This window comes from Streptomyces sp. CA-243310 (genome assembly GCF_050936775.1).
In the GTDB taxonomy this organism is placed as follows: domain Bacteria; phylum Actinomycetota; class Actinomycetes; order Streptomycetales; family Streptomycetaceae; genus Streptomyces.
Map to the genome: position 1 here is coordinate 2369841 of NZ_JBNJMF010000002.1, position 20883 is coordinate 2390723.

The window sequence follows — 20883 nt, forward strand, 5'->3', positions numbered from 1 at the left end:
CATCGTGTTGCCTGTCGGTACAGAAATCCACCCCCGTGCAGCACCTCTCGGCCCATCAGGCGCACCCCACCCGGAGCATTCCAACGGGCGCCATACCCCATTTACCCGAGAAGATATGGATTGTGACCGGCTTCCGTCGGTCAGCCCAGCCCCAGCGCTCTCGGGAGGATCCGCCGTGACCGTCAGCCTTGAGCAGTTGCGCCGCTGCCACGTCGCCGTCGACCTGGGGGCGGCCAGGACCCGCGTGTACGTGAAGGGCGCCGGCCTCGTCGTCGACGAGCCCAGCGTCGCCGCCGTGAACACCCGGACCGGTGCACTCATCGCCGTGGGCACCTTCGCCGAACGGATGACCGGCCGCACACCCGACTACATCCGGGTCGTGCGCCCCGTCTCCGGCGGCACCGTCGTCGACATCGAGATGGCGCAGCGGATGCTGCGTCACCTCCTCGGCGAGAAGCTGCGGCGCGCCCTGCGCCGCAAGCCCCGACTGCGGGCCGCGGCCTGCACCCCGCACGACGCCGATCCGCTGGCCCAGCGGGCCACCGTGGAGACGCTGGTCGGGCTCGGCGCCCGGCGCGTCGAACTCGTCGACACCCTGATCGCGGCGGCCGTCGGCTGCGGCCTGCCCGTGGAGCAGCCGACCGCGACCATGATCATGGTGTGCGGGGCGGCGGCCACGCAGGTGGCGGTCCTCTCCCTCGGTTCGATCGTCACGGCCGAGCGGATCCCCGTCGGCGGCGAGGCCATCGACCACGCGATCGTCCAGCACCTGCGGCACGCGCACGAGCTGATGCTGCCCAGCCAGGCCGTCCGGCCGCTCCAGCTGGCCCTGCACGGCAACGGCATCACCCCCGACGGGCCGGCCTCCACCCTCATCCACGGCCGCGACGTGGCCACCGGCCTCGCCCGCTCGGTACAGGTGGACACCGCCGCGGTCCGCGACGCGATCTTCACCCCGCTGACCGCCGTCCTCGACGGGATCGGCAAGGTGCTGCGGGACTGCCCGCCGGACCTGGTGGCGGACCTGACGGACCGAGGGATCATGATGGTGGGCGGCAGCGCCCTGCTGCCGGGCCTGGACCAGATGCTGCGGGACGCGACCGGGATGCCCGTCGCCATCGCGGAACGGCCCGACGTGTGCGCCGTGCTGGGTCTCGGCGCGATGCTCGAAGGAAAGATCGCCCCCATGGTTCTCAACCCGCTGGCCGGATGACGCTGGACCCGAAGGAGACCGCGGCCGAACGGTCCGCCCTGCCCGCCCTGCTGGAAGCGGTCCTCTCGGTCGGCTCCGAACCGGAGCTGCGCACCACCCTCCAGCACATCGTGGAGTCGGCCGCCGCACTGTGCGGCGCCCGCTACGGCGCGCTCGGGGTCGTCGACCCCGAGCGCGCCCGGCTGACCGAGCTGTTCACCGCCGGGCTGACCGAGACCGAACGGGCCGCGATCCCCCGGCTCCCCGACGGCCGGTCCGGGGTGCCCGGAGCGCTGATCGCGGACGCCCGGCCGCTGGCGCTGGACGACCTCGCCCGGGACCCCCGCTCGGTGGGCTTCCCGCCCGGCCACCCGCCCATGCGGACCTTCCTCGGGGTACCGATCCGGGTGCACACGGAGGTCTTCGGCAACCTGTACCTCACCGAGAAGCAGGGCGACGGCCCCTTCACCGACGAGGACCTCGCGCTGCTGCGCGTCCTGGCCTCGCAGGCGGGCATAGCGATCGGCAACGCCCGGCTGTTCGAGACCGCGCGCCGCCGGGAGCGCTGGATCGAGGGCGCCGCCGCCGTGACCACGGCCCTGCTGGCGGGCCGGCCGGCCGCGGACGCGCTGATGTGCGTGGCAGAACGGGCCCGGCTCCTCGCGGACGCGGCGGCCGGCGTGGTCCTCCAGCCGACACCCGAGGGCGGCATGGAGATCGTCGCGGCCTCCACGCACGGCGACCCCGGCGACATGGTCGGCACCGCCATCGCCCCCGGCTCGGCGGTCCTGGAGCAACTACTGGGCGGTGAGCCGGTCTTCATAGAGGACTCGGCGACGGATCCGCGGATGACCACGCACGTGCGGGTGCGGTTCGGCCCCAGCATGATGCTCCCCTTGCAGAGCGGCGGTCAGCTGATCGGCACACTGGCCCTGCCCCGCGAACGGGGCGGTCGACCGTACGACGCGGTGGACCGGCTGCTGGCCTCGCAGTTCGCCTCCCAGGCGGCGCTGGCGCTCGTCCTCGCGGACGCGCAGCACGACCGGGAGCAGTTGGCCGTGTACGAGGACCGCGACCGGATCGCGCGGGACCTGCACGACCTCGTGGTGCAGCGGCTGTTCGCGACGGAGATGATGCTGGAGAGCACCAAGAAGCGCTCGGCGGCAGCCCCCGCCGGGGACACCGTCGGCGACGAACTCGGCCGGGCGGTCGACGAACTGGACTCCACGATCCAGGAGGTCCGCACGGCCATCTTCGCCCTCCAGCAACCGCCCACCGACGCCCCGGCCACCTTCCGCGGCCGGGTGCTGCGCGAGACGGGCGGCGCGGCGGTGCTGCTGGGCTTCCAACCGTCCGTGCACTTCGAGGGCGCCGTGGACACCCTGCTCACGGAACCGGTGGCCGGCGAACTGCTGTCCACCCTGCGCGGGGCCCTGGCCGCGGCCCACCGCCGGGCCGAGGTCACCTCCATCCGGGTCGGGGTGAACGCCGCCCCGACCCGGGTCAGGTTGACGGTCTCCGACGACGGCCGCACCGAGACGGGCGCCCGAGGCACGACGCTGACCTGGGAGTCGCCGCTCCAGGGCAGCGGCGGGACCGCCCGGGACGCGTCCGCGAAGTCCGTCGGCAAGCCACGCCCATAGACGCGCGAGGGGCCCTTCGCGCGGCCGACGGAGCCGAGTTCGTCGCACCCGCGTCGCTCTCCCGGCGACAGCGGGGACGATTCAGTCGTCGGGGAAAGGCAGGGGGAACGGGTCGGGAATCACGCCGATCAGCACGACCGAGCCGCCGATCTGGGCGACTTGACCGATCGCGTCCCCCTCGGCGTAAATGAAGGCGAGCAGTGGAACGAACATCGCCTCCAGTTCCGGGAAATCCTCCACGGCGTCGCCCAGAACCTTTTCCAGCGCCGAGGCCGCACTCGTCACCATGGTCACCGCGTACGAATTCAGGTGAATCTTGTACCCCAGGTCCAGGAATCCGTAGAGCTCGCACCAGATGTTCGGGCCGCTCTCGTCGAGGGACTCCGGGGCGGAGGCGCGCAGTTTCGCCAGGATCGCCTCGTCCGCGACCACCGCGGGTTGCGCCCTCGCCTCCAGGGCCTGTCGCGCCGACGCCTCCAGATCGAGCCCCGAGCCGAGGCCGCCGCTCTCCTCCCGCTTGCGGGCGAAGACTTTCCGGATCTTCCGGACTCGCGCCTGAACCTGTTCCTCGCCGGTTGTTCCATCGCCTTCGGACATGACGATCGGCCCTCCCCAAATGGTCCGCCGATGGGCGAAATCCATTCAGCCCGAAATGCCCCCGACCGTCCACCGCTCGATCCGGCCAAATTCCTCATGGCCGGACCCCGTGCGCCCGCCGCCCCATTCGGTGCGAAGAATCGTGACCAGCGTGACGGGAGGGCCGGAATCATTTCCGGGGAACAGAGAGTTCCCGACTCGACCGCCTGGACCGCCTCCACTGCTGCGAACAGAAATACACCTCACGAACGGGCGTACTAACGCGTGTTCGCGGAGCGCAGGGCGAGTCGGGTGCTGGACTGGGCGACCCCGGTCTCCCGCTTGAGGCGGCGCAACAGCGCGTCGAGGGCCGTCGCGTCGGCGACCCGGGCCCGAACGAGGTAGTCGTACTCCCCGGTGACGTGCACGACCTCGGTGATCCCGGGCAGCCTGGCGACCCGCTGCTCGAACTCCTCGTTGGTGACGTCCTGGCGCAGCGTGAGGTCGATGAAGACGACGAGCCCGCCCCGGGTGTCGGCGGCCGGGTCGACGACGACGGTGAATCCGAGGATCACCCCGTCCCGGCGCATCCGGCGCACACGGTCGGCGGTGGCGTTGGCGCTGAGGCCGACGCGGACGCCGAGGTCACGGTACGAGATCCGCGCATCCTGCTGAAGGATGCCGAGGATCTCCCTGTCCAGACGGTCCATGCCGCGATTGTCGCAGCGCGGACCGATATCCGCCGCCGTACGACGGGGCGCGCGACGCATCCTCACGGCATGGGCGAACTGATGGGGCCGGCGGTGTCGGGGGCGGTGGCGGGACTGGGCGTGGCGATGCCGATGGGCGCCATGAGCGTGCTGCTGCTCCAGGAGGCGATGCGGCACCGCGGCGCGGCCGTGGCCGCGGCGGCGGGCATCGCGGCGGTGGACCTCGGCTACGCGGCGCTCGCCACGATGGCCGGGCCCCGGGTCGCCTCCCACGTCGCGCCCGTCGAGGCCTGGGTTCGGCTGGTCTCCGCCCTGGTCCTGCTGGTCATCGCCGCGCGGGGACTGCGCTCCGCGACGGCCGCGCCCGCGCAATCCGCGGCGCCCGCCACACCGACCGCACCCGCCCCACCGGCGGTCGGTGCGCAGGCCTCCCGGCCGGGCAGGGCCTTCGGCCGCTTCGTCGCCCTCACCGCCGTGAACCCCACCACCGCGCTCTACTTCGTCGCGCTCACCACCGCCCAGGGCGGCGGCCTGAGCACTGGCCCGACCGGAGCCGTCTTCCTCGCGGGCGTCGCCGTCGCCTCCCTGCTGTGGCAGCAGTTCCTCGTCGTCCTCGGCTCCTTCGCGGGGGCGAGGGTCTCCCCCGCCGTCCGCGTCTGGACGTTCCGCCTCGGTCACGGTCTCGTCGCCGCCTACGCCCTGAAGATCGCCTTCCCCCTCCCCCGGGCCTGACCCGAGGCGGAGTTCGGTCGTGGCGGCGGGCACGTGGACCGTCTTCGAGAACTCGGGTGCGTTCCCGCGGTCGCTCCAGTACCGGTGGCGGGACGTGTTCACGCAGTGGTTGCCCTCGAACCCGTACCCGAGCAGGTCGGGGCCGGAGATCCTGCGCGTGCGGCTGTCGCCGGACGGGGAGCGGGCGGACGCGGAGCCGTGGATCCCGGTGGAGCGCTCGGCCCCCGTGCCGGCCCGCCGGGCCGCCGGACCGCGGGACCGCCGGACTGCGGGGACCGCCGGACCGCGGGGACCGACCCGGCGGGGATCTTCCTCACCCTCTAGGGTGAGCCCGTGACCCGCCTCTCGGCCCGCGCGGCCATCGCCTCCCTCGCCGACCCCGGCAGTTTCGCCGAACTCCCCGTACCGCCGAGGGAGTCGCCGGCCGACGGCCCCCTCGCGTGGAGCGGGTACGACGCGTCCCGCGCCCGCGCCGAGCTGCGCACCGGCGAACGGGAGTCCGTCGTCACCGGGACGGTCCGCATCGGCGGTCACGAGGCGACCCTGATCTCCTTCGAGTTCGGCTTCCTCGGGGGGTCCCTGGGCGAGCGCACCGGAGACCGGCTCGAAGCCGCGTACGGCCACGCTCGTGCGCACCGACTCCCCCTGGTGTCGCTGATCGCCACCGGCGGTTCCCGGATGCAGGAGGGGATGCTCGCCCTCACCCAACTCCAGCGGGTGGCACGGCAGTCCGTGCTGACCCGCGCCGCCGGGCTCCCGCAGATCGCGGTCCTGCGGGACCCGACCACGGGCGGCGGTTGGGCGACCCTCGGGGCGGGCGCGGACGTCGTGCTCGCGCTCCCCGGGGCGCAGGTCGGCTTCGCCGGGTCACGGGTGCGGCCGGCCGACGCGGACCCCGCGGCCTACACCGCCGAGGGGCAGTACGAGGCCGGCCACGTCGACGCCGTGGTGCCCGCCGCGTCACTGCCGGGCACCGTGACGGACTGGCTGCGCCTGCTGGCCGCGCCCCGGTCGACGGAGCCGGTCGAACCCCCGGCCGCACTGGCGGACGCGACGCCGCCCGCGACGGGCTGGGAAGCCGTCGGACAGGCCCGGCACCCCGACCGGCCGCGCGCCCGGGCCTACCTGGACGCCTACTTCGCGCTGCGCCTGCCCCTGTCGGGGGACCGGGCGGGCGGCACGGATCCCGGGATGTCGTGCGGGTTCGGGCTGCGGGAGGGGCGAGCCGTCGCGTATGCAGCCCAGTGCGGCACGGCCACCCGCCCGGCGGGCTACCGGACGGCCGCCCGTGTCATCCGTCTCGCGGACCGGCTCGGCATCCCCGTGCTGACCCTGGTGGACACCCCGGGCGCGGCCAACGACGCCGCCGCCGAACACGCGGGCGCGGGCGCGGCCATCGCGGACACGTTCGCGGCGGTGGCCGGGGCCTCGGTGCCGGTGACCACCCTGCTGATCGGCGAGGGCGGCTCGGGCGGGGCCCTGGCCCTGGCCGCGCCGGGGAACACCTGGGTCACCCCGGACAGTTACTTCTCGGTGATCGCGCCGGAGTTGGCGGCGGCCATCCTCAAGCGCCCCGCCGACCAGGCCCCGGCCACCGCGGACCAGCTCCGCGTCCGCCCCCAGGACCTGGTGGCCCTGGGTGTGGCGCGCGGGGTGGTCGCGGCGCAACGCTGAGGATCAGCGCCGGGAGCGCGCGGACACCCGTACGTCGACCGTGTTCGACCGGGTGATCTGCCGGGGGCGGTTCGTCGTCGTCCTCGACCCCGCCGCCGGGCCCGCGTTCAGGCCTGCGGCGACCTGGCGTCGTACCGCGCGAATCCGCGCCACCACGCGGCCAGCAGCCCCACCACCAGGACGCAGGCCAGCCCGCCGCCCGTGATCGCCACGGCGGGGGAGGTCAGGTCGGCCACGGTCCCGGCGAGGAAGTCCCCGAGCCGGGGTCCGCCCGCGACGACCACGATGAAGACTCCCTGGAGCCGGCCCCGCATCTCGTCGGGGCTGGCGGCCTGCATCATCGTGGAGCGGAACACCATGGAGATGGTGTCGGAGCAGCCGGCGAGGGCGAGGAAGAACAGTCCGAGCCACAGGTTCCGGGTCAGTCCGAAGACGGCGATGGCCAGGCCCCAGGCGGCGACGGACAGGAGGATGGCCAGGCCGTGCCTTCGGATCCGCCCCAGCCAGCCGGAGAACACCCCGCCCAGCAGCGCCCCGACGGCCGGAGCCGCCACCAGCAGGCCGACCGTCTTGGCGTCGCCGCCGTACCAGAGCCCGGCAATCGCCGGGAACAGCGCGCGGGGGTGCGCCAGCACCATGGCCGCCATGTCCGAGAAGAAGGTCATCCGAATGTTGGGCCTGGTCCCGAGGAACCGCAGCCCGTCCAGCACGGAGGCCCGGCCCCGGACCCCTTCGGCCCGGTCGGGCTTCATCGAGGGCAACCGCCACATCGCGTAGAGGGCGGCGCAGAAGGTGACGGCGTCGACGAGGTAGGCGGCCTGGTATCCCCACCAGCCGACGACGAGCCCGCCCAGGACGGGGCCGATCATCGTGCCGGAGGTCATCGTGACGGAGCCCAGCGCGTTGGCCGCCGGGAGCTGCTCGGGCGGCAGCAGCCTCGGGATCATCGCCGACCGGGCCGGCCCGTTGAGCGCCCCGCAGACCGCCTGGAGCGCGACGATCGTGTAGAGCAGCCAGACCCGGTGGTAGTCGAGGAGCGCGGCGGCGGCCAGCGCGATGGACAGGACCGCCAACCCGGTGGAGCTGTGGAGGCCGAGCTTGCGCCGGTCCACGGTGTCCGCGATGGCGCCGCCGTAAAGGCCGAACACCACGAGCGGCACGAGGGAGAAGAGGCCGACGAGCCCGACGGAGAAACTGGACCCGGTGATCTCGTAGACCTGGAGGGAGATGGCCAGGGCGGTCATCGCCTGGCCCATCCAGGAGATGGTCCCGCCGACCCACAGCCGCCGGTAGTCCGGGGAGGTGCGCAGCGGGGTCAGGTCGGCGAATATGCGCCGCTGAGGTCGGGGAGGGGAAGTCGTACCGGTCACATCGGATGATAGCCGGCGGCCCGCGCGCGGCTCTCCCCCTTTTTCCGCCTGTTCACGCCCGCGCAACAGCCGCCCCACCGGAAGCGGGCACCCCGGCACGAGTCGGATCTTGCCGCTAACCCGCCACTGTCACCGGACATTTGACCGAATCGACGTACCCTCCCCGCCTCCCGCTCGGCTCATGATGAAAAGACTCGTATGTCCAGGGAGGCGTAGTGATCGAACCTGGCAACAGCACCACGAGCACCAGTCCCACCGGCATCCGCGCCGCGGGCGACGGCGGGCCGCACCCCCCGAACAACGACACGACCCCCCTCACGCTCGGGGTCGAGGAGGAGTTCCTCCTCGTCGACGCCCGCACCCTGCGCGTGGTCCCCGCCGCCCCCCTCGTCCTCGCCACGGCCGCGGGGCTGCCGCACGAGCTGCACCCCGAGGGAACCCGCTACCAGGTGGAGATCGCCACCCCCATCGCGGACTCGGCGGTCACCCTGCGGGCGGAGCTGGCCGCCCTGCGGCGCTCCCTCGGCGTGGCGGCCCGCGCCCACGGCTGCCGGCTGTTGGCGGCGCCCTCGCCGATCCTGGCCGTGGAGGGGCCGCTGCACCTGACCGACGACGAACCCCGCCAGCGCGAACAGCACCGCCGGTTCGGCGCCCTGACCGACACCCTGGTCAGCTGCGGACGCCACATCCACATCGGCACCCTCGACGTGGACACCGCCGTGGCGGTGTCCAACCGGGTCAGACCCTGGCTGCCCACGCTGATCGCGCTGGCGGCCAACTCGCCCTTCTGGGGCGGCCGTGACACCGGCCACTCCAGCTGGCGCGCGATGGCCTGGGCGGGCTGGCCCTCGGCGGGCCTGCCCCCGCACTACACGTCCACGGCCCACTTCCGACGCTCGGTGCAGACCCTGCTCGGCTCCGGGGCGGCCCTGGACACCAAGATGGTCTACTGGGACCTCCGCCCGTCCGGGCACTGGCCGACGCTCGAGATCCGGGCGCCCGACATGTCCTCGGACATCGACTCGGCCATCCTCCAGGCGGAACTGGCCCGCGCCCTGGTGGCCACGGCCCTGCGCGAGATCGCGGAACACGTCCCCGACCCACCGGTGCGGGACGACGTACTGCGCCTGGCCCGCTGGCGAGCGGCCCACGACGGCCTGGAGGGCTTCGGCCTGGACCCGTACTCCGGCACCGAGCTTCCCGCGGCCGACCTGGCGGAAGCCCTGTTCGACCGGGTCGCCCCGGAACTGGCGGCGGTCGGCGACCTCGACCACGCGGCCAAGACCCTGGCGGGCCTGCTGCGCGACGGCTCGGGTGCCCACCGCCAACGGGTGGCGTACGCGCGCCGCCAAGACCTGATGGACGTACTGCGCCTCGTGGCGGACGGCACGGAGGACGTCTAGGAACCGCCCGACCCGCCGACCCGGGCGCCGGGTCGGCGGGTCGGCGGGGCCCGCCCGCGTCTCGCTCACGGCCAGGCCGCCTCCGTCCGGTTGACCGCCTGGCGCGCCGTCCTTCCGGGCCCCCGGGCGGCTGGAACCATGCGGAAATGGCTCCCCCCAGCACGGCCGAGGGTTCGGCGAAGGCGCGACTCGTCCTGCTGACGCTCGCGTCGGGTCAGTTCCTGATGGCGCTCGACAGTTCCGTCATGAACGTCTCCATCGCCACGGTGGCCGAGGACGTGGGCACGACGGTGACGGGCATCCAGGGCGCGATCACCGCCTACACCCTCGTGATGGCCATGTTCATGATCCCCGGCGGCAAGGTCGGGGCACTGATCGGCCGCAGACGCGCGTTCATGATCGGCTGCTGTGTCTACGGGGCCGGTTCCCTGACCACGGCGCTCGCACCGAACCTGCCCGTGCTGCTCGTGGGCTGGGCGTTCCTGGAGGGGATCGGGGCATCGCTCATCCTGCCCGCGATCGTGGCGCTCGTCGCCGGCAACTTCTCCGTCGAACGGCGTCCCGCCGCCTACGGCCTCGTCGTCGCGGCGGGGGCCGTGGCCATCGCGGTCGGACCGCTCATCGGCGGTGTCGCGACGACGTACTTCTCCTGGCGGTGGGTCTTCGCCGGCGAGGTCGTGGTGGTGCTCGGCATCCTCGTGCTCGCGCGCCGCATCGCGGACGCCCCGCCCGGTGAACGCCGGCGCGTCGACTACGTGGGCGCCGTCCTCTCCGCCCTCGGCCTGGGGATCTTCGTCTACGGCGTGCTCCGGTCGGACGAATGGGGCTGGTTCCAGCCGAAACCCGACGCGCCGGCGTGGATCGGGGTGTCCCTGACGACGTGGCTGATGCTGGCGGGTCTGCTGCTGATCCGGATCTTCCTGCGCTGGGAGGCGAAGGTCGTCGAGCGGGGCCGGGATCCCCTCGTCGATCCCGGGATGCTGCGGAACAAGCAGCTCAGCGGCGGCCTGACGATGTTCTTCTTCCAGTACCTCGTGCAGATGGGCGTGTTCTTCGTCGTACCGCTCTACCTGTCCGTCGCCCTGGGCCTGTCCGCGCTGGAGACCGGGGCCCGTCTCCTGCCGCTCTCGGTGAGCCTGCTGGCGGCCGCGACCCTGATCCCGCGCTTCCTCCCGGACGTCTCGCCGCGGCTCGTGGTACGGCTCGGCACCCTCGCTCTGCTCGCGGGAGCGGTGGTGCTGATGGCCGCGCTCGACGCGGGCGCCGGGGCGGAGATCGTCACCCTCCCGCTCCTGCTGATCGGGCTGGGCATGGGCGCGCTGGCGTCCCAGCTGGGATCGGTCACGGTGTCCGCGGTGCCGCAGGCGCAGAGCGCGGAGGTCGGCGGCGTACAGAACGCCGTCACCAACCTCGGCGCCTCGATCGGCACGGCACTCGCCGGATCGATCATGATCGGCGCGCTGACGGCCTCCTTCCTGACCAACGTCGAGGCGAATCCGGCGGTCCCGGACAGCGTCAAGAACCAGGCGACCGTCCAGCTCCAGAGCGGCGCGCCGTTCCTCTCCGACACCCAGCTGAAGTCCGCCCTGGACGAAGCCGGCACGAGCCCGGAGGTGTCCGAGGCGGCCATGACCGCCAATGCCGACGCCAGGCTCGACGGCTTGCGCGCGGCCCTCGCCATCCTGGCCTTCGCCGCGCTCATCGCCCTGTTCTTCGCCCAACGGATCCCCTCGACCCAGCCGCGCTCGACGGAGCCGTAGCCGCCGGCTTCGGAGGGCGGACGGGGCGTACGAGCGTGCCGGCCGCCGCGCGCGTGCGGAGCGCGGGGCGGGCGCGCAGCATGGAGGCAGGGTTCGCCCTCCCCGGGGCAGGCCCTCGGACGCCTGGAGCTCCGCATGTCCCACCTTCCGCTGCCCTGCCGGCCCCGGCCCGCCGCCGCGACCGCCGCGGCGCTCGTGGCGGTCGCCCTGGCCGCCGTGCCGAGCGGACCCGCCCACGCCTTCACCGGACCCGACCACGAGGACATCACCCGGGCGGCCCTGCCCTGGGAGCCGGTGACCCTGACCGCGATGGCCGACGCGCGGAGCGGGGCGATCAACGCCAACGACCACCGCCCCTACTTCGACGTCGGCCCCCTGCACTGCGACAACGCCGACCACCTCGAACCCCGTTACGCCCGCGACTACCCCCGTACCCGGGACGAGGCCACCACCGAGCTCCTCGCCTGCGTCCGTACCTCCGTAGCCCGCTTCCGCGCCGCCGTCCGGGCCGCCGACGGCCTCGTCGACTCCGACGGGAAGGTGCGCGCGGACCAGGGCGACCTGTCCGCCCCCTGCGTGTGGGACGGGAAGCCCGGGCGGGCCAAGTGCGCCGTCCTCGAACAGCTCGGCCGCGGCTGGCACCAGATCGAGGACTTCTACTCGCACTCCAACTGGGTCGACCGACCCGCCCCCGGTCCGATCGGCCCGGACAACCCGCCCGGCCTGGGACGCACGGACGTCGCGCCGTTCCTCGACATCCGCCGCTACAGCGCCATGACGGACGCCGAGTGGACCCGGGAGGCGCGCGAGCGGATCCCCCGGGACCTCACCACCGGCTGCTACCCCGACATGGACTCCACCGGGGTCAAGCCCCCCGACTGCGACGGCCGCGTCGCCCACAACCGTGCCCTGAACAAGGACACCGCCGCGTCCGCCCGTTCGAGGACGGGCGACAACTTCCGGCATGCCACGACCGGGGCCACCGCCGAGATCGCCCGCCAGTGGAACGACTTCAAGTCCGAACTGCTCGCGGCGTACCCCGACCACCGACGCGGCGCGCAGATGGTCTGCGCCCTCACCCACGACGACCCGGCCGCGGCCTGCCCGGCCGGTTGAGCACCACGGGGGGGCGGGTGCCGCAGAAGAGTTGGGCACCGATGACGATGAGCGGCATCGTCCGTCCGGTGCTCCCGCCGAGGGCATCCAGGAAGATCTGCGCGGGCCCGTACGGCCGGCACGGGGCCGGAAACGACAGGGTGCCCCGACCCAGCAGGCTGGACGAGGCACCGAAGTGGCTGGTCGCAACGTTTCTGCGAACCAGCCCCGCAGTGGGGCGGGTGGGACTCGAACCCACGGCCGACGGATTATGAGTCCGCTGCTCTAACCGGCTGAGCTACCGCCCCTTTACGGCGTGGCGCGTACATGTGTGCGCGCCGTCTGCCGCAGCATAGCCGCTCATACGATCTCCTGCCTCGGATGCCTCGCATGATCGGCTTCGCTGTCCAGAGAGACCGCGCCGAGCGCTGCCCGGTTCCGGAATCAGGGCAAAAAAAGAGGGCCCTCGCGGGCCCTCCTCTTCTTTGCTCCCCCGACTGGACTCGAACCAGTAACCTGCCGATTAACAGTCGGCTGCTCTGCCAATTGAGCTACAGGGGACCGCGCTCCCCCGACTGGACTCGAACCAGTAACCTGCCGATTAACAGTCGGCTGCTCTGCCAATTGAGCTACAGGGGATTGCTGCGTTGCACCGAACAGCCCACCTCCGGCGTTTGCCGGGGGGCGAGCGCCCGTTGCGAGTCATAGATTAGCGCAAGCAGGGGGGTGCTCCGCCAATCGGTATCGGCAGCAGGCCGGGCACCACACGACGAAGGGTGACAGGCATGCGGTACAAGGTCACGTTCGCGGTCGGACTGGCCCTCGGGTACGTGCTCGGGACCCGGGCCGGGCGCGAGCGGTACGAGCAGCTGAAGAAGTCGGCCCGCGAGATCACGCAGAACCCGGCGGTCCGCAATGCCGCGGAGACGGCCGGTCACAGCGGTCGCCAGTACGCGGGCAAGGCCTTCGCCGCGGTGAGCGACAAGGTCGGCGACGCGGTGCCGGAGGGGTTCGCCGAGCGGGTCCGGAACCTGCGCGGTCGGGGCACCGGCGCCGGCGGCGAGGACGACTGGGGCACCAGCAACACCTGAGGCCGGCCGGGAGGCCTCCGCGGCCCGTGGCCGGGAGGCCTCCTCGACGGCGGAGCCCGCCGGTCCGTGCGGCAGAATTCTCCGCATGGGGATAGTCGCCGGGCTGGACAGCTCTTCCACCTTCACTCGCATCGTCGTCTGTGACGCCGACACGGGTGCCGTGCTGCGCCAGGGCTACGCGCCCCACCCGCAGCCGACGGGCGAACCGGGGGGTACGAACCCCCACGAGACGGACCCCCAGGCGTGGCTGCTCTCGCTCGGCGAGGCGGCCGGCGGCGGTCTCCTCGAAGGGGTCCAGGCCATAGGGGTCTCCGCGCAGCAGCACGGCCTGCTCGCCCTGGACACGCAGGGCGCCCTCGTGCGTCCGGCACTGGTCGGAAACGACAAGCGCGGGCAGGTCGCCGCGGCCGATCTGATCGAGGTGCTCGGCGGTCGTCGGGGCTGGGCCGAGGCCGTGGGCTGCGTCCCGCACTCCGCGCAGCCGATCTCGAAGCTGGCCTGGCTGGCTCGTACCGAGCCCGAGGCGGCGCGTCGGGTGGCCGTGCTGATGTCCCCGCACGACTGGCTCGTCTGGCAGTTGCTGGGCCGGCCCGCCCGCCGCACCACCGACCGGGGCGGCGCGTCCGGCACCGGCTACTGGTCGACGGCCACCGGCACCTACCGCCCCGACCTCGTCGAACTGGCCCTGGGCCATCAGGCGCTGCTGCCCGAGGTGCTCGGCCCGGCCGACGCCGCCGGCACCACTCCCGAGGGGCTGCTGATATCCGCCGGGACCGGCGAGACCATGGCCGCCGCCCTCGGGCTGGGACTCGGCCTGGGCGACGCGGTCGTGTCGCTGGGCGCCTCCGGCTCGGTGATGGCCGTGCACCACCAGGCGCTGCCCGACCCGGGCGGCCTCATCACCTCGCTCGCCGACGCGGGCGGCATGCACCTGCCGGTGGTGAACGTCTCCAACGCCGTACGGGCCCTGCGCGGCACCGCCGACATGCTCGGCACCGACCTGGAGGGGTTGAGCGCGCTGGCGCTGAAGTCGACTCCGGGTGCGCACGGCCTCGTACTGCTGCCGTACCTGGAGGGCGAGCGGACGCCGAACCTGCCGCAGGCCGCGGGCACCCTGTCCGGTCTTCGGCGGGACTCGATGAAGCCGGAGCACCTGGCGCGGGCCGCCTTCGAGGGCATGCTGTGCGGTCTGGCCGACGCCCTCGACATCCTGCGGCACCGCGGGGTGGAGATCCGTCGGGTGTTCCTGCTGGGCGCGGCGGCCGAGCTGCCCGCCGTGCAGGCGGCGGCGCCGGGCCTGTTCGGGACGCAGATCGTGGTCCCGGCTCCGGCCGACTACGCGGCACTGGGTGCGGCCCGCCAGGCGGCGTGGGCCCTCGGTGTGGCGCGGGGCACCCTCGGCCCGCACACCCCGCCGGTCTGGCCGGGTCCGGCGGCGCAGGTCTTCGAGCCGGACGAGGACTACCCGGCCTGGCAGGCGGTGCGCCGCCAGTACGTCGCGACGCGCGAGCAGATCCACCCCGGGGCGTTCTAGGCCCTGGCGCCGAAGTGTCGCCCGGCCCGGGGCGGGCCCCCGGACGGCGCCCGCAAGGGGACTGAGGCGGTCTGGTCCTTTTGACCTGCCTTTGCGAAAACCGGTGGGGATCGGGCACCCGATTGGCCGAAGATGGAGCGAACCCCCTCGATCTTGCCGACCGGAGCCTGCGCGTGCTCATACGACTTCTGCGGACCCACCTGAGTCCGTACCGGAAACCCATCGCCCTGCTGGTGCTGCTGCAACTGCTGCAGACCAGTGCGAGCCTCTACCTGCCCACGCTCAACGCCGACATCATCGACAACGGTGTCGTCAACGGTGACACCGGTTACATCCTGCGCTTCGGCGCGCTGATGCTCGGTGTCTCGCTCGTCCAGCTCGCCTGCAACATGGGGGCCGTCTACTACGGCGCCCGCACCGCCGCGGCGCTCGGCCGGGACGTCCGGGCCGCCGTCTTCGACCGCGTGCAGAGCTTCTCCGCGCGTGAGCTCGGCCAGTTCGGCGCCCCGTCCCTGATCACCCGTACGACGAACGACGTCCAGCAGGTCCAGATGCTGGCGTTGATGACCTTCACGCTGATGGTCTCGGCGCCGATCATGTGCGTCGGCGGCATCGCGATGGCGCTGTCGCTCGACGTGAAGCTGTCCGGGGTCCTGCTCGCCGTCGTCCCGATCCTCGGCCTGTCGGTCGGCGCCATCGTCTTCAAGACGCGGCCGCTGTTCCGGAAGATGCAGACCCGCCTGGACATCGTGAACCGGGTGCTGCGCGAGCAGATCACCGGCAACCGCGTGATCCGCGCCTTCGTCCGCGACGCGTACGAGAAGGAGCGCTTCCGGGAGGCGAACGCCGAGCTCACCGGAGTCTCGCTGGCCTCGGGGAAGCTGCTCGCGCTGATGTTCCCCGTCGTCATCGTCGTGGTGAACATCTCCAGCGTCGCCGTCATCTGGTTCGGCGCGATGCGCGTGGACAGCGGCGGCATGGAGATCGGCCAGTTGACGGCGTTCCTCGCCTACCTGATGCAGATCGTCATGTCCGTGATGATGGCCACCTTCATGTTCATGATGGTGCCGCGCGCCGAGGTCTGCGCCGAGCGCATCCAGGAGGTCCTGGACACCGAGTCCAGCGTGGTCCCGCCCACCGACCCGGTGCGCGAGCTGCGGCGGCACGGGCAGTTGGAGCTGCGCGGCGCCGACTTCCGCTACCCCGGCGCCGAGGCCTCGGTGTTGCGCGGCGTCGATCTGGTGGCCCGTCCCGGCGAGACGACGGCGGTGATCGGCTCCACGGGCAGCGGCAAGTCCACGCTGCTGGGGCTGGTCCCCCGGCTGTTCGACGCGACCGGCGGCGAGGTGCTGGTCGACGGGGAGGACGTGCGCCGGCTGGATCCGGAGCTGCTGGCCAGGACGGTCGGCATGGTGCCCCAGAAGCCGTACCTGTTCTCCGGCACCGTGGCCTCCAACCTGCGCTACGGGCGGCCGGACGCCACGGACGAGGAGCTGTGGCAGGCGCTGGAGGTGGCCCAGGCCAAGGACTTCGTGTCCGCGCTGGAGGGGGGCCTCGAAGCGCCCGTCGCCCAGGGCGGCACCAATGTCTCCGGCGGTCAGCGGCAGCGGTTGGCGATTGCCCGCACGCTCGTGCAGCGTCCGGAGATCTACCTGTTCGACGACTCCTTCTCGGCGCTGGACTACGCGACGGACGCGGCGCTGCGCGCGGCGCTGTCGCGCGAGACGGAGAACGCGACCGTGGTCATCGTCGCCCAGCGGGTGTCCACGATCCGTGACGCCGACCGGATCATCGTCCTCGACGAGGGCCGGGTGGTGGGCGAGGGACGCCATCACGAGTTGATGGCCGGCAATGAGACCTATCGGGAGATCGTGCTCTCCCAGCTGACGGAGGCGGAGGCGGCGTGAGCGGGCCCGGAGGACGAATGATGATGGGGCCGGCCCAGCGGTCCATGGACTTCAAGGGGTCGGGCAAGCGGCTGCTGGGGCAGCTCGCGCAGGACCGGGGCAAGCTGTGGGGCATGGTCGTCGCCGTCATCGGCAGCGTCGCGTTCACGGTGGTCGGCCCGAAGATCCTGGGTCATGCCACCGACCTGGTGTTCGCGGGGATCGTCGGCCGGCAGATGCCGGCCGGGATCACGAAGCAGCAGGCGCTGGACGACCTGCGCGCCAAGGGCCAGGACGGCACGGCGGACATGCTGTCCGGGACCGCCTTCACGCCGGGGCAGGGCATCGACTTCGGTGCCGTCGGGGTGGTGGCGATCTGGGCGCTGGTGGTGTTCACCCTCGCGGGACTGCTGATGCTGGTGGCGACGCGGCTGTCGAACCACGTCATGAACGGCACCGTGTACCGGATGCGCGAGGAGCTCCAGGCGAAGCTGTCGCGGCTGCCGCTGTCGTACTTCGACCAGCAGAAGCGCGGCGAGGTGCTGAGCCGGGCGACGAACGACATCGACAACATCGGGCAGACCCTCCAGCAGACGATGGGGCAGTTGCTGAACTCGCTGCTGACGATCGTCGGCGTGCTGGCGATGATGTTCTGGATCTCGCCGCTGCTGGCGCTGGTCGCGCTGGTGACGGTACCGGTCTCGATCTTCGTCGCGGCGAAGATCGGCAAGAAGTCGCAGCCGCAGTTCGTGGCGCAGTGGAAGACCACGGGCACGCTCAACGCGCACATCGAGGAGATGTACTCGGGGCACAACCTGGTCAAGGTCTTCGGGCGGCAGAAGGAGTCCGCGGCGGTCTTCGCCGCGGAGAACGAGGAGCTGTACAAGGCCTCGTTCAAGGCGCAGTTGGTCAGCGGCATCATGCAGCCGGTGATGTTCTTCATCTCGAACGTCAACTACGTGCTGATCGCGGTCGTCGGCGGTCTGCGGGTGGCCTCGGGCACCCTGTCGATCGGTGACGTGCAGGCCTTCATCCAGTACTCGCGCCAGTTCTCGATGCCGCTGACGCAGGTCGCCTCCATGGCGAACCTGGTGCAGTCCGGTGTGGCCTCGGCGGAGCGGGTGTACGAGCTGCTCGACGCCGAGGAGCAGGAGGCGGACGCGGAGGTCCCGGAGCGTCCGGAGTCGCTGCGCGGCCAGGTCACCCTGGACAAGGTCGCCTTCCGCTACGAGCCGGACAAGCCGTTGATCGAGAACCTGTCGCTGACGGTCGAACCGGGGCACACGGTCGCGATCGTCGGCCCGACGGGCGCCGGCAAGACCACGCTGGTCAACCTGCTGATGCGGTTCTACGAGGTCACGGGCGGCGAGATCGCCCTGGACGGCGTGGACATCGCGAAGATGACCCGCGAGGAACTGCGGAGCGGGATCGGCATGGTGCTCCAGGACACCTGGTTGTTCGGCGGCACCATCGCGGAGAACATCGCCTACGGCGCTTCGCGCGAGGTGACCCGCGCGGAGATCGAGGAGGCCGCGCGGGCGGCGCACGCGGACCGTTTCATCCGCACCCTGCCGGACGGCTACGACACGGTGCTGGACGACGAGGGCGCGGGGGTCAGTGCGGGCGAGAAGCAGCTGATCACCATCGCGCGGGCGTTCCTGTCGGACCCGGTGATCCTGGTGCTCGACGAGGCGACCAGTTCGGTGGACACCCGTACCGAGGTGCTCATCCAGAAGGCCATGGCGCGTCTCGCGCACGGCCGTACGTCCTTCGTCATCGCGCACCGGCTGTCCACGATCCGCGACGCGGACGTGATCCTGGTGATGGAGAGCGGGTCGATCGTGGAGCAGGGCACCCACGAGGAGCTGTTGGCGGCGGACGGCGCCTACGCGCGGCTGTACGCGGCGCAGTTCGCGCAGGCGGTGGCCGAGGTCGACTGACCGGGCGGGCTCGTCGCGGTGGTTTCGGGGTGCCCTCGTCGAGGGGGCACCCCTTCGGCCTGTCCGGGCTTGCCCGTCCGGGTCGCGTGCGGTCCGGACGGACGGGCGCGTCAGTCCAGATAGCCGCGGAGCTGGTCGGCGAAGGCGTGGTCGCGCAGCTTGTTGAGGGTCTTGGACTCGATCTGCCGGATCCGCTCGCGGGTCACGCCGAAGATCCGGCCGATCTCCTCCAGGGTGCGCGGCCGGCCGTCGGCCAGGCCGTAGCGCAGTTGGACGACCTTGCGTTCGCGCTCGCCGAGGGTCGAGAGCACGGCTTCCAGGTGCTCGCGGAGCAGGAAGAAGGCGGCCGACTCCATGGGCGAGGTGGCGTCCCCGTCCTCGATGAGGTCCCCGAGGGCGACGTCGTCCTCCTCACCCACGGGGGCGTGCAGGGAGACCGGCTCCTGCGCGAGACGGAGTACCTCCAGGACCCGCTCGGGGGTCAGTTCGAGGTGGACGGCGACCTCTTCGGCGGTGGGCTCGTACCCGCGTTCCTGGAGCATGCGGCGCTGGACGCGCACGACGCGGTTGATCAGTTCCACGACGTGGACGGGGACGCGGATGGTCCGGGCCTGGTCGGCGAGGGCCCGGGACATCGCCTGCCGGATCCACCAGGTGGCGTAGGTGGAGAACTTGTAGCCGCGGGCGTAGTCGAACTTCTCGACGGCCCGGATCAGCCCGAGGTTCCCCTCCTGGACCAGGTCGAGCATGGTGAGCCCGCGGCCCACGTAGCGTTTGGCCACGGAGACGACGAGGCGCAGGTTGGACTCGATGAGGCGGCGTTTGGCCATCCGTCCCATGACGACGAGCTTGTCCAGGTCGAGGGTGAGTTGGAGGTCGAGGCCGGGGGTGTTGCCCAGCTTCTCCTCGGCGAACAGTCCGGCCTCGACGCGTCGCGCCAGGTCCACTTCCTCCGCTGCGGTGAGCAGCGGGATCCTGCCTATCTCGCGCAGGTACTGTCGGAAGAGGTCGGCGGAGGGTCCCGCCCCGCTCCCGCTGTCCGCGCTGCGCCTGCGCTGCTCGGGCACCGGTTCGATCAGCTCCAAGACCTCGGGCTCGTCGTCGACGGCTTCGGCTTGCGCCTCGACGGGTTCGTCGGCCCGAGCGGGGTGACTCACGTTCACGGTCAGGGTCCGGGTCTGCACGGGGGCGACCTCCAGGGCTCCGAGGACGGGGGCACCGCACCTCAGTGTGGGGTACGACACATCGCCGCCACGAGGGGCGTGCGAGCACTTTCTGAGTCCGGTGCGTGACCGATGGTTACCCCCTGGCGGGAATCCCGATGCGGATCGGACGGATGTCCGAGACCGGTTGTCGGCGGCCCTGGGGGTGACGTTCGCGGAGCGCGGCGCGTGATGTGAGGGGGGCCGGCCGGCGGGGTGGGGCGTTGCGGCCGGTGCCCCGCAGGGCGGGGGTCACCGGCCGGTCAGGTGCTTCACCGTGGGGCCGGCCGTCCAGCCGCCGTCCACGGCGAGTTCGGCGCCCGTCATGTATCCGGCGGAGTCGGAGAGCAGGAAGGCGACGGCGGCGGCGATCTCCTCGGGGGCGCCGACGCGGCCCATCGGGGCGCCGGGGTAGTTGCCGTCGCCGGCCTCGATGCCGACCGGGGCGGTCATCGGGGTGAGCGTCATGCCGGGGTGTACGGAGTTGACGCGGATCCGTGCCTCGGCGAGTTCGACCGCGCCGATCTTCGTCAGGCCGCGCACGCCCCACTTGGAGGCCCCGTAGCCGGCGGTCAGGGCGAGGCCGGTGAGGCCGGCGGCGGAGGAGATATTGACGATGGAGCCGCCGCCGTTCGCGCGCAGCAGCGGGATCGCGGCCTTGATGCCGATGAAGGTGCCGACCAGGTTGATGTCGACGACCCGGCGGAAGTGCTCGACGCTCTCGTGTTCCAGGAACCGGCCGGTGGCCACGCCGGCGTTGTTGACCAGTCCGTCGACGCGGCCGAACTCGGCGAGCGCGTGGTCCAATGCCGCCGTCCAGTCGGCCTCGCTGGTCACGTCGTGCTTCCGGAAGCGGGCCGCGTCGCCCAGTTCGGCGGCGGTCTCGGCGCCCTCCGTCTCCAGCACGTCGGTGATCAGCACCTTGCCGCCGCCGTCGACGACGGCCCGCGCGGTGGCCGCGCCCAGTCCTCGGGCTCCGCCGGTGACGACGACGACCTTGCCGGTCAGATCCACGACTGCCACGGTTCCACGCCCCTGACGCATACGACGGATCGGCATATGACTAATCGGCATA

Annotated in this window: 16 protein-coding genes, 3 tRNA genes and 1 pseudogene; 12 read left to right on the top strand and 8 right to left on the bottom strand. The window is 72.2% G+C overall.

Features of this window, described 5'->3' with window-relative positions; genetic code table 11:
• Positions 1-175 precede the first annotated feature (175 nt).
• Positions 176-1213: a rod shape-determining protein gene (locus ACQEVM_RS28340; protein WP_433083630.1), complete on the top strand. Its 1038-nt coding sequence runs from the start codon at positions 176-178 to the stop codon at positions 1211-1213.
• Entirely contained in the window at positions 1210-2835 is a 1626-nt protein-coding gene (locus ACQEVM_RS28345; protein ID WP_433083632.1) for a sensor histidine kinase, read from the top strand. The genes ACQEVM_RS28340 and ACQEVM_RS28345 overlap by 4 nt, the downstream gene beginning before the upstream one ends.
• Before the next feature lie 81 nt (positions 2836-2916).
• Here the strand turns inward: ACQEVM_RS28345 and ACQEVM_RS28350 are convergent, their stop codons facing one another.
• Together ACQEVM_RS28350 and ACQEVM_RS28355 are read right to left on the bottom strand one after the other, a co-directional pair.
• Complete coding sequence (locus tag ACQEVM_RS28350; protein WP_433083634.1) at positions 2917-3432, bottom strand: hypothetical protein; 516 nt, start codon at positions 3430-3432, stop codon at positions 2917-2919.
• A gap of 257 nt (positions 3433-3689) precedes the next feature.
• Entirely contained in the window at positions 3690-4121 is a 432-nt protein-coding gene (locus tag ACQEVM_RS28355) for an Lrp/AsnC family transcriptional regulator (protein ID WP_433083636.1), read from the bottom strand.
• Between the two features lie 69 nt (positions 4122-4190).
• Here ACQEVM_RS28355 and ACQEVM_RS28360 point away from each other — a divergent pair, with 69 nt between their 5' ends.
• The 3 genes and pseudogenes from ACQEVM_RS28360 to ACQEVM_RS28370 all read left to right on the top strand — a co-directional run bounded on the left by ACQEVM_RS28360 (position 4191) and on the right by ACQEVM_RS28370 (position 6527).
• Positions 4191-4853: a LysE family transporter gene (locus ACQEVM_RS28360; RefSeq protein ID WP_433083638.1), complete on the top strand. Its 663-nt coding sequence runs from the start codon at positions 4191-4193 to the stop codon at positions 4851-4853.
• Between the two features lie 19 nt (positions 4854-4872).
• Positions 4873-5076, top strand: a pseudogene (locus tag ACQEVM_RS28365) (GyrI-like domain-containing protein); the annotation flags it as partial.
• Positions 5077-5186: 110 nt separating this feature from the next.
• Complete coding sequence (locus ACQEVM_RS28370) at positions 5187-6527, top strand: carboxyl transferase domain-containing protein (protein WP_433083640.1); 1341 nt, start codon at positions 5187-5189, stop codon at positions 6525-6527.
• 107 nt (positions 6528-6634) lie between these two features.
• Here ACQEVM_RS28370 and ACQEVM_RS28375 read toward each other — a convergent pair whose 3' ends face one another.
• Positions 6635-7897, bottom strand: a complete 1263-nt coding sequence (locus ACQEVM_RS28375; protein WP_433083642.1) for an MFS transporter — start codon at positions 7895-7897, stop codon at positions 6635-6637.
• A 215-nt stretch (positions 7898-8112) separates the two neighbouring features.
• Here ACQEVM_RS28375 and ACQEVM_RS28380 point away from each other — a divergent pair, with 215 nt between their 5' ends.
• The 3 genes from ACQEVM_RS28380 (at position 8113) to ACQEVM_RS28390 (ending at position 12176) form a co-directional block, all read left to right on the top strand.
• On the top strand, positions 8113-9300 hold the full coding sequence (locus ACQEVM_RS28380) for a carboxylate-amine ligase (RefSeq protein WP_433083644.1): 1188 nt from the start codon (positions 8113-8115) through the stop codon (positions 9298-9300).
• A 146-nt stretch (positions 9301-9446) separates the two neighbouring features.
• Positions 9447-11060, top strand: a complete 1614-nt coding sequence (locus ACQEVM_RS28385) for an MFS transporter (RefSeq protein WP_433083646.1) — start codon at positions 9447-9449, stop codon at positions 11058-11060.
• A 135-nt stretch (positions 11061-11195) separates the two neighbouring features.
• A complete protein-coding gene (locus ACQEVM_RS28390; RefSeq protein ID WP_433083648.1) occupies positions 11196-12176 on the top strand; it encodes a hypothetical protein in 981 nt (326 codons plus the stop codon).
• 213 nt (positions 12177-12389) lie between these two features.
• Here the strand turns inward: ACQEVM_RS28390 and ACQEVM_RS28395 are convergent.
• The 3 genes from ACQEVM_RS28395 to ACQEVM_RS28405 form a co-directional block, all read right to left on the bottom strand.
• Positions 12390-12463 (bottom strand) — tRNA-Ile (locus ACQEVM_RS28395).
• Between the two features lie 180 nt (positions 12464-12643).
• A tRNA-Asn gene (locus ACQEVM_RS28400) sits at positions 12644-12716 on the bottom strand.
• A gap of 5 nt (positions 12717-12721) precedes the next feature.
• A tRNA-Asn gene (locus ACQEVM_RS28405) sits at positions 12722-12794 on the bottom strand.
• A gap of 137 nt (positions 12795-12931) precedes the next feature.
• Here ACQEVM_RS28405 and ACQEVM_RS28410 point away from each other — a divergent pair.
• The 4 genes from ACQEVM_RS28410 to ACQEVM_RS28425 all read left to right on the top strand — a co-directional run bounded on the left by ACQEVM_RS28410 (position 12932) and on the right by ACQEVM_RS28425 (position 18606).
• The gene (locus ACQEVM_RS28410) at positions 12932-13246 is read left to right on the top strand and encodes a YtxH domain-containing protein (protein ID WP_433083650.1); all 315 of its coding nucleotides are present in this window, start codon (positions 12932-12934) and stop codon (positions 13244-13246) included.
• A gap of 85 nt (positions 13247-13331) precedes the next feature.
• Positions 13332-14780, top strand: coding sequence for an FGGY family carbohydrate kinase (locus ACQEVM_RS28415; protein WP_433083652.1), 1449 nt, complete (start codon positions 13332-13334; stop codon positions 14778-14780).
• Between the two features lie 173 nt (positions 14781-14953).
• Positions 14954-16687 (top strand): ABC transporter ATP-binding protein, encoded by a 1734-nt coding sequence (locus ACQEVM_RS28420; RefSeq protein ID WP_433083654.1) that lies wholly within the window; start codon positions 14954-14956, stop codon positions 16685-16687.
• Positions 16684-18606, top strand: a complete 1923-nt coding sequence (locus ACQEVM_RS28425) for an ABC transporter ATP-binding protein (protein WP_433083656.1) — start codon at positions 16684-16686, stop codon at positions 18604-18606. The genes ACQEVM_RS28420 and ACQEVM_RS28425 overlap by 4 nt, the downstream gene beginning before the upstream one ends.
• Positions 18607-18716: 110 nt before the next feature.
• On the opposite strand, the gene ACQEVM_RS28430 is transcribed toward ACQEVM_RS28425, so the two are convergent.
• Both ACQEVM_RS28430 and ACQEVM_RS28435 read right to left on the bottom strand, forming a co-directional pair.
• Positions 18717-19850 (bottom strand): RNA polymerase sigma factor, encoded by a 1134-nt coding sequence (locus tag ACQEVM_RS28430; protein ID WP_371591370.1) that lies wholly within the window; start codon positions 19848-19850, stop codon positions 18717-18719.
• 210 nt (positions 19851-20060) lie between these two features.
• A complete protein-coding gene (locus ACQEVM_RS28435) occupies positions 20061-20852 on the bottom strand; it encodes a glucose 1-dehydrogenase (RefSeq protein ID WP_433083658.1) in 792 nt (263 codons plus the stop codon).
• Positions 20853-20883: the final 31 nt, after the last annotated feature.

Excerpts from the sequence above, each read along its gene's own strand:
- ACQEVM_RS28415 (WP_433083652.1), top strand. The coding sequence starts at position 13,332 with ATGGGGATAGTCGCCGGGCTGGACAGCTCTTCCACCTTCACTCGCATC.
- ACQEVM_RS28390 (WP_433083648.1), top strand. The coding sequence starts at position 11,196 with ATGTCCCACCTTCCGCTGCCCTGCCGGCCCCGGCCCGCCGCCGCGACC.
- ACQEVM_RS28360 (WP_433083638.1), top strand. The coding sequence starts at position 4,191 with ATGGGCGAACTGATGGGGCCGGCGGTGTCGGGGGCGGTGGCGGGACTG.
- ACQEVM_RS28435 (WP_433083658.1), bottom strand. The coding sequence starts at position 20,852 with ATGCGTCAGGGGCGTGGAACCGTGGCAGTCGTGGATCTGACCGGCAAG.
- ACQEVM_RS28385 (WP_433083646.1), top strand. The coding sequence starts at position 9,447 with ATGGCTCCCCCCAGCACGGCCGAGGGTTCGGCGAAGGCGCGACTCGTC.
- ACQEVM_RS28350 (WP_433083634.1), bottom strand. The coding sequence starts at position 3,432 with ATGTCCGAAGGCGATGGAACAACCGGCGAGGAACAGGTTCAGGCGCGA.
- ACQEVM_RS28355 (WP_433083636.1), bottom strand. The coding sequence starts at position 4,121 with ATGGACCGTCTGGACAGGGAGATCCTCGGCATCCTTCAGCAGGATGCG.
- ACQEVM_RS28345 (WP_433083632.1), top strand. The coding sequence starts at position 1,210 with ATGACGCTGGACCCGAAGGAGACCGCGGCCGAACGGTCCGCCCTGCCC.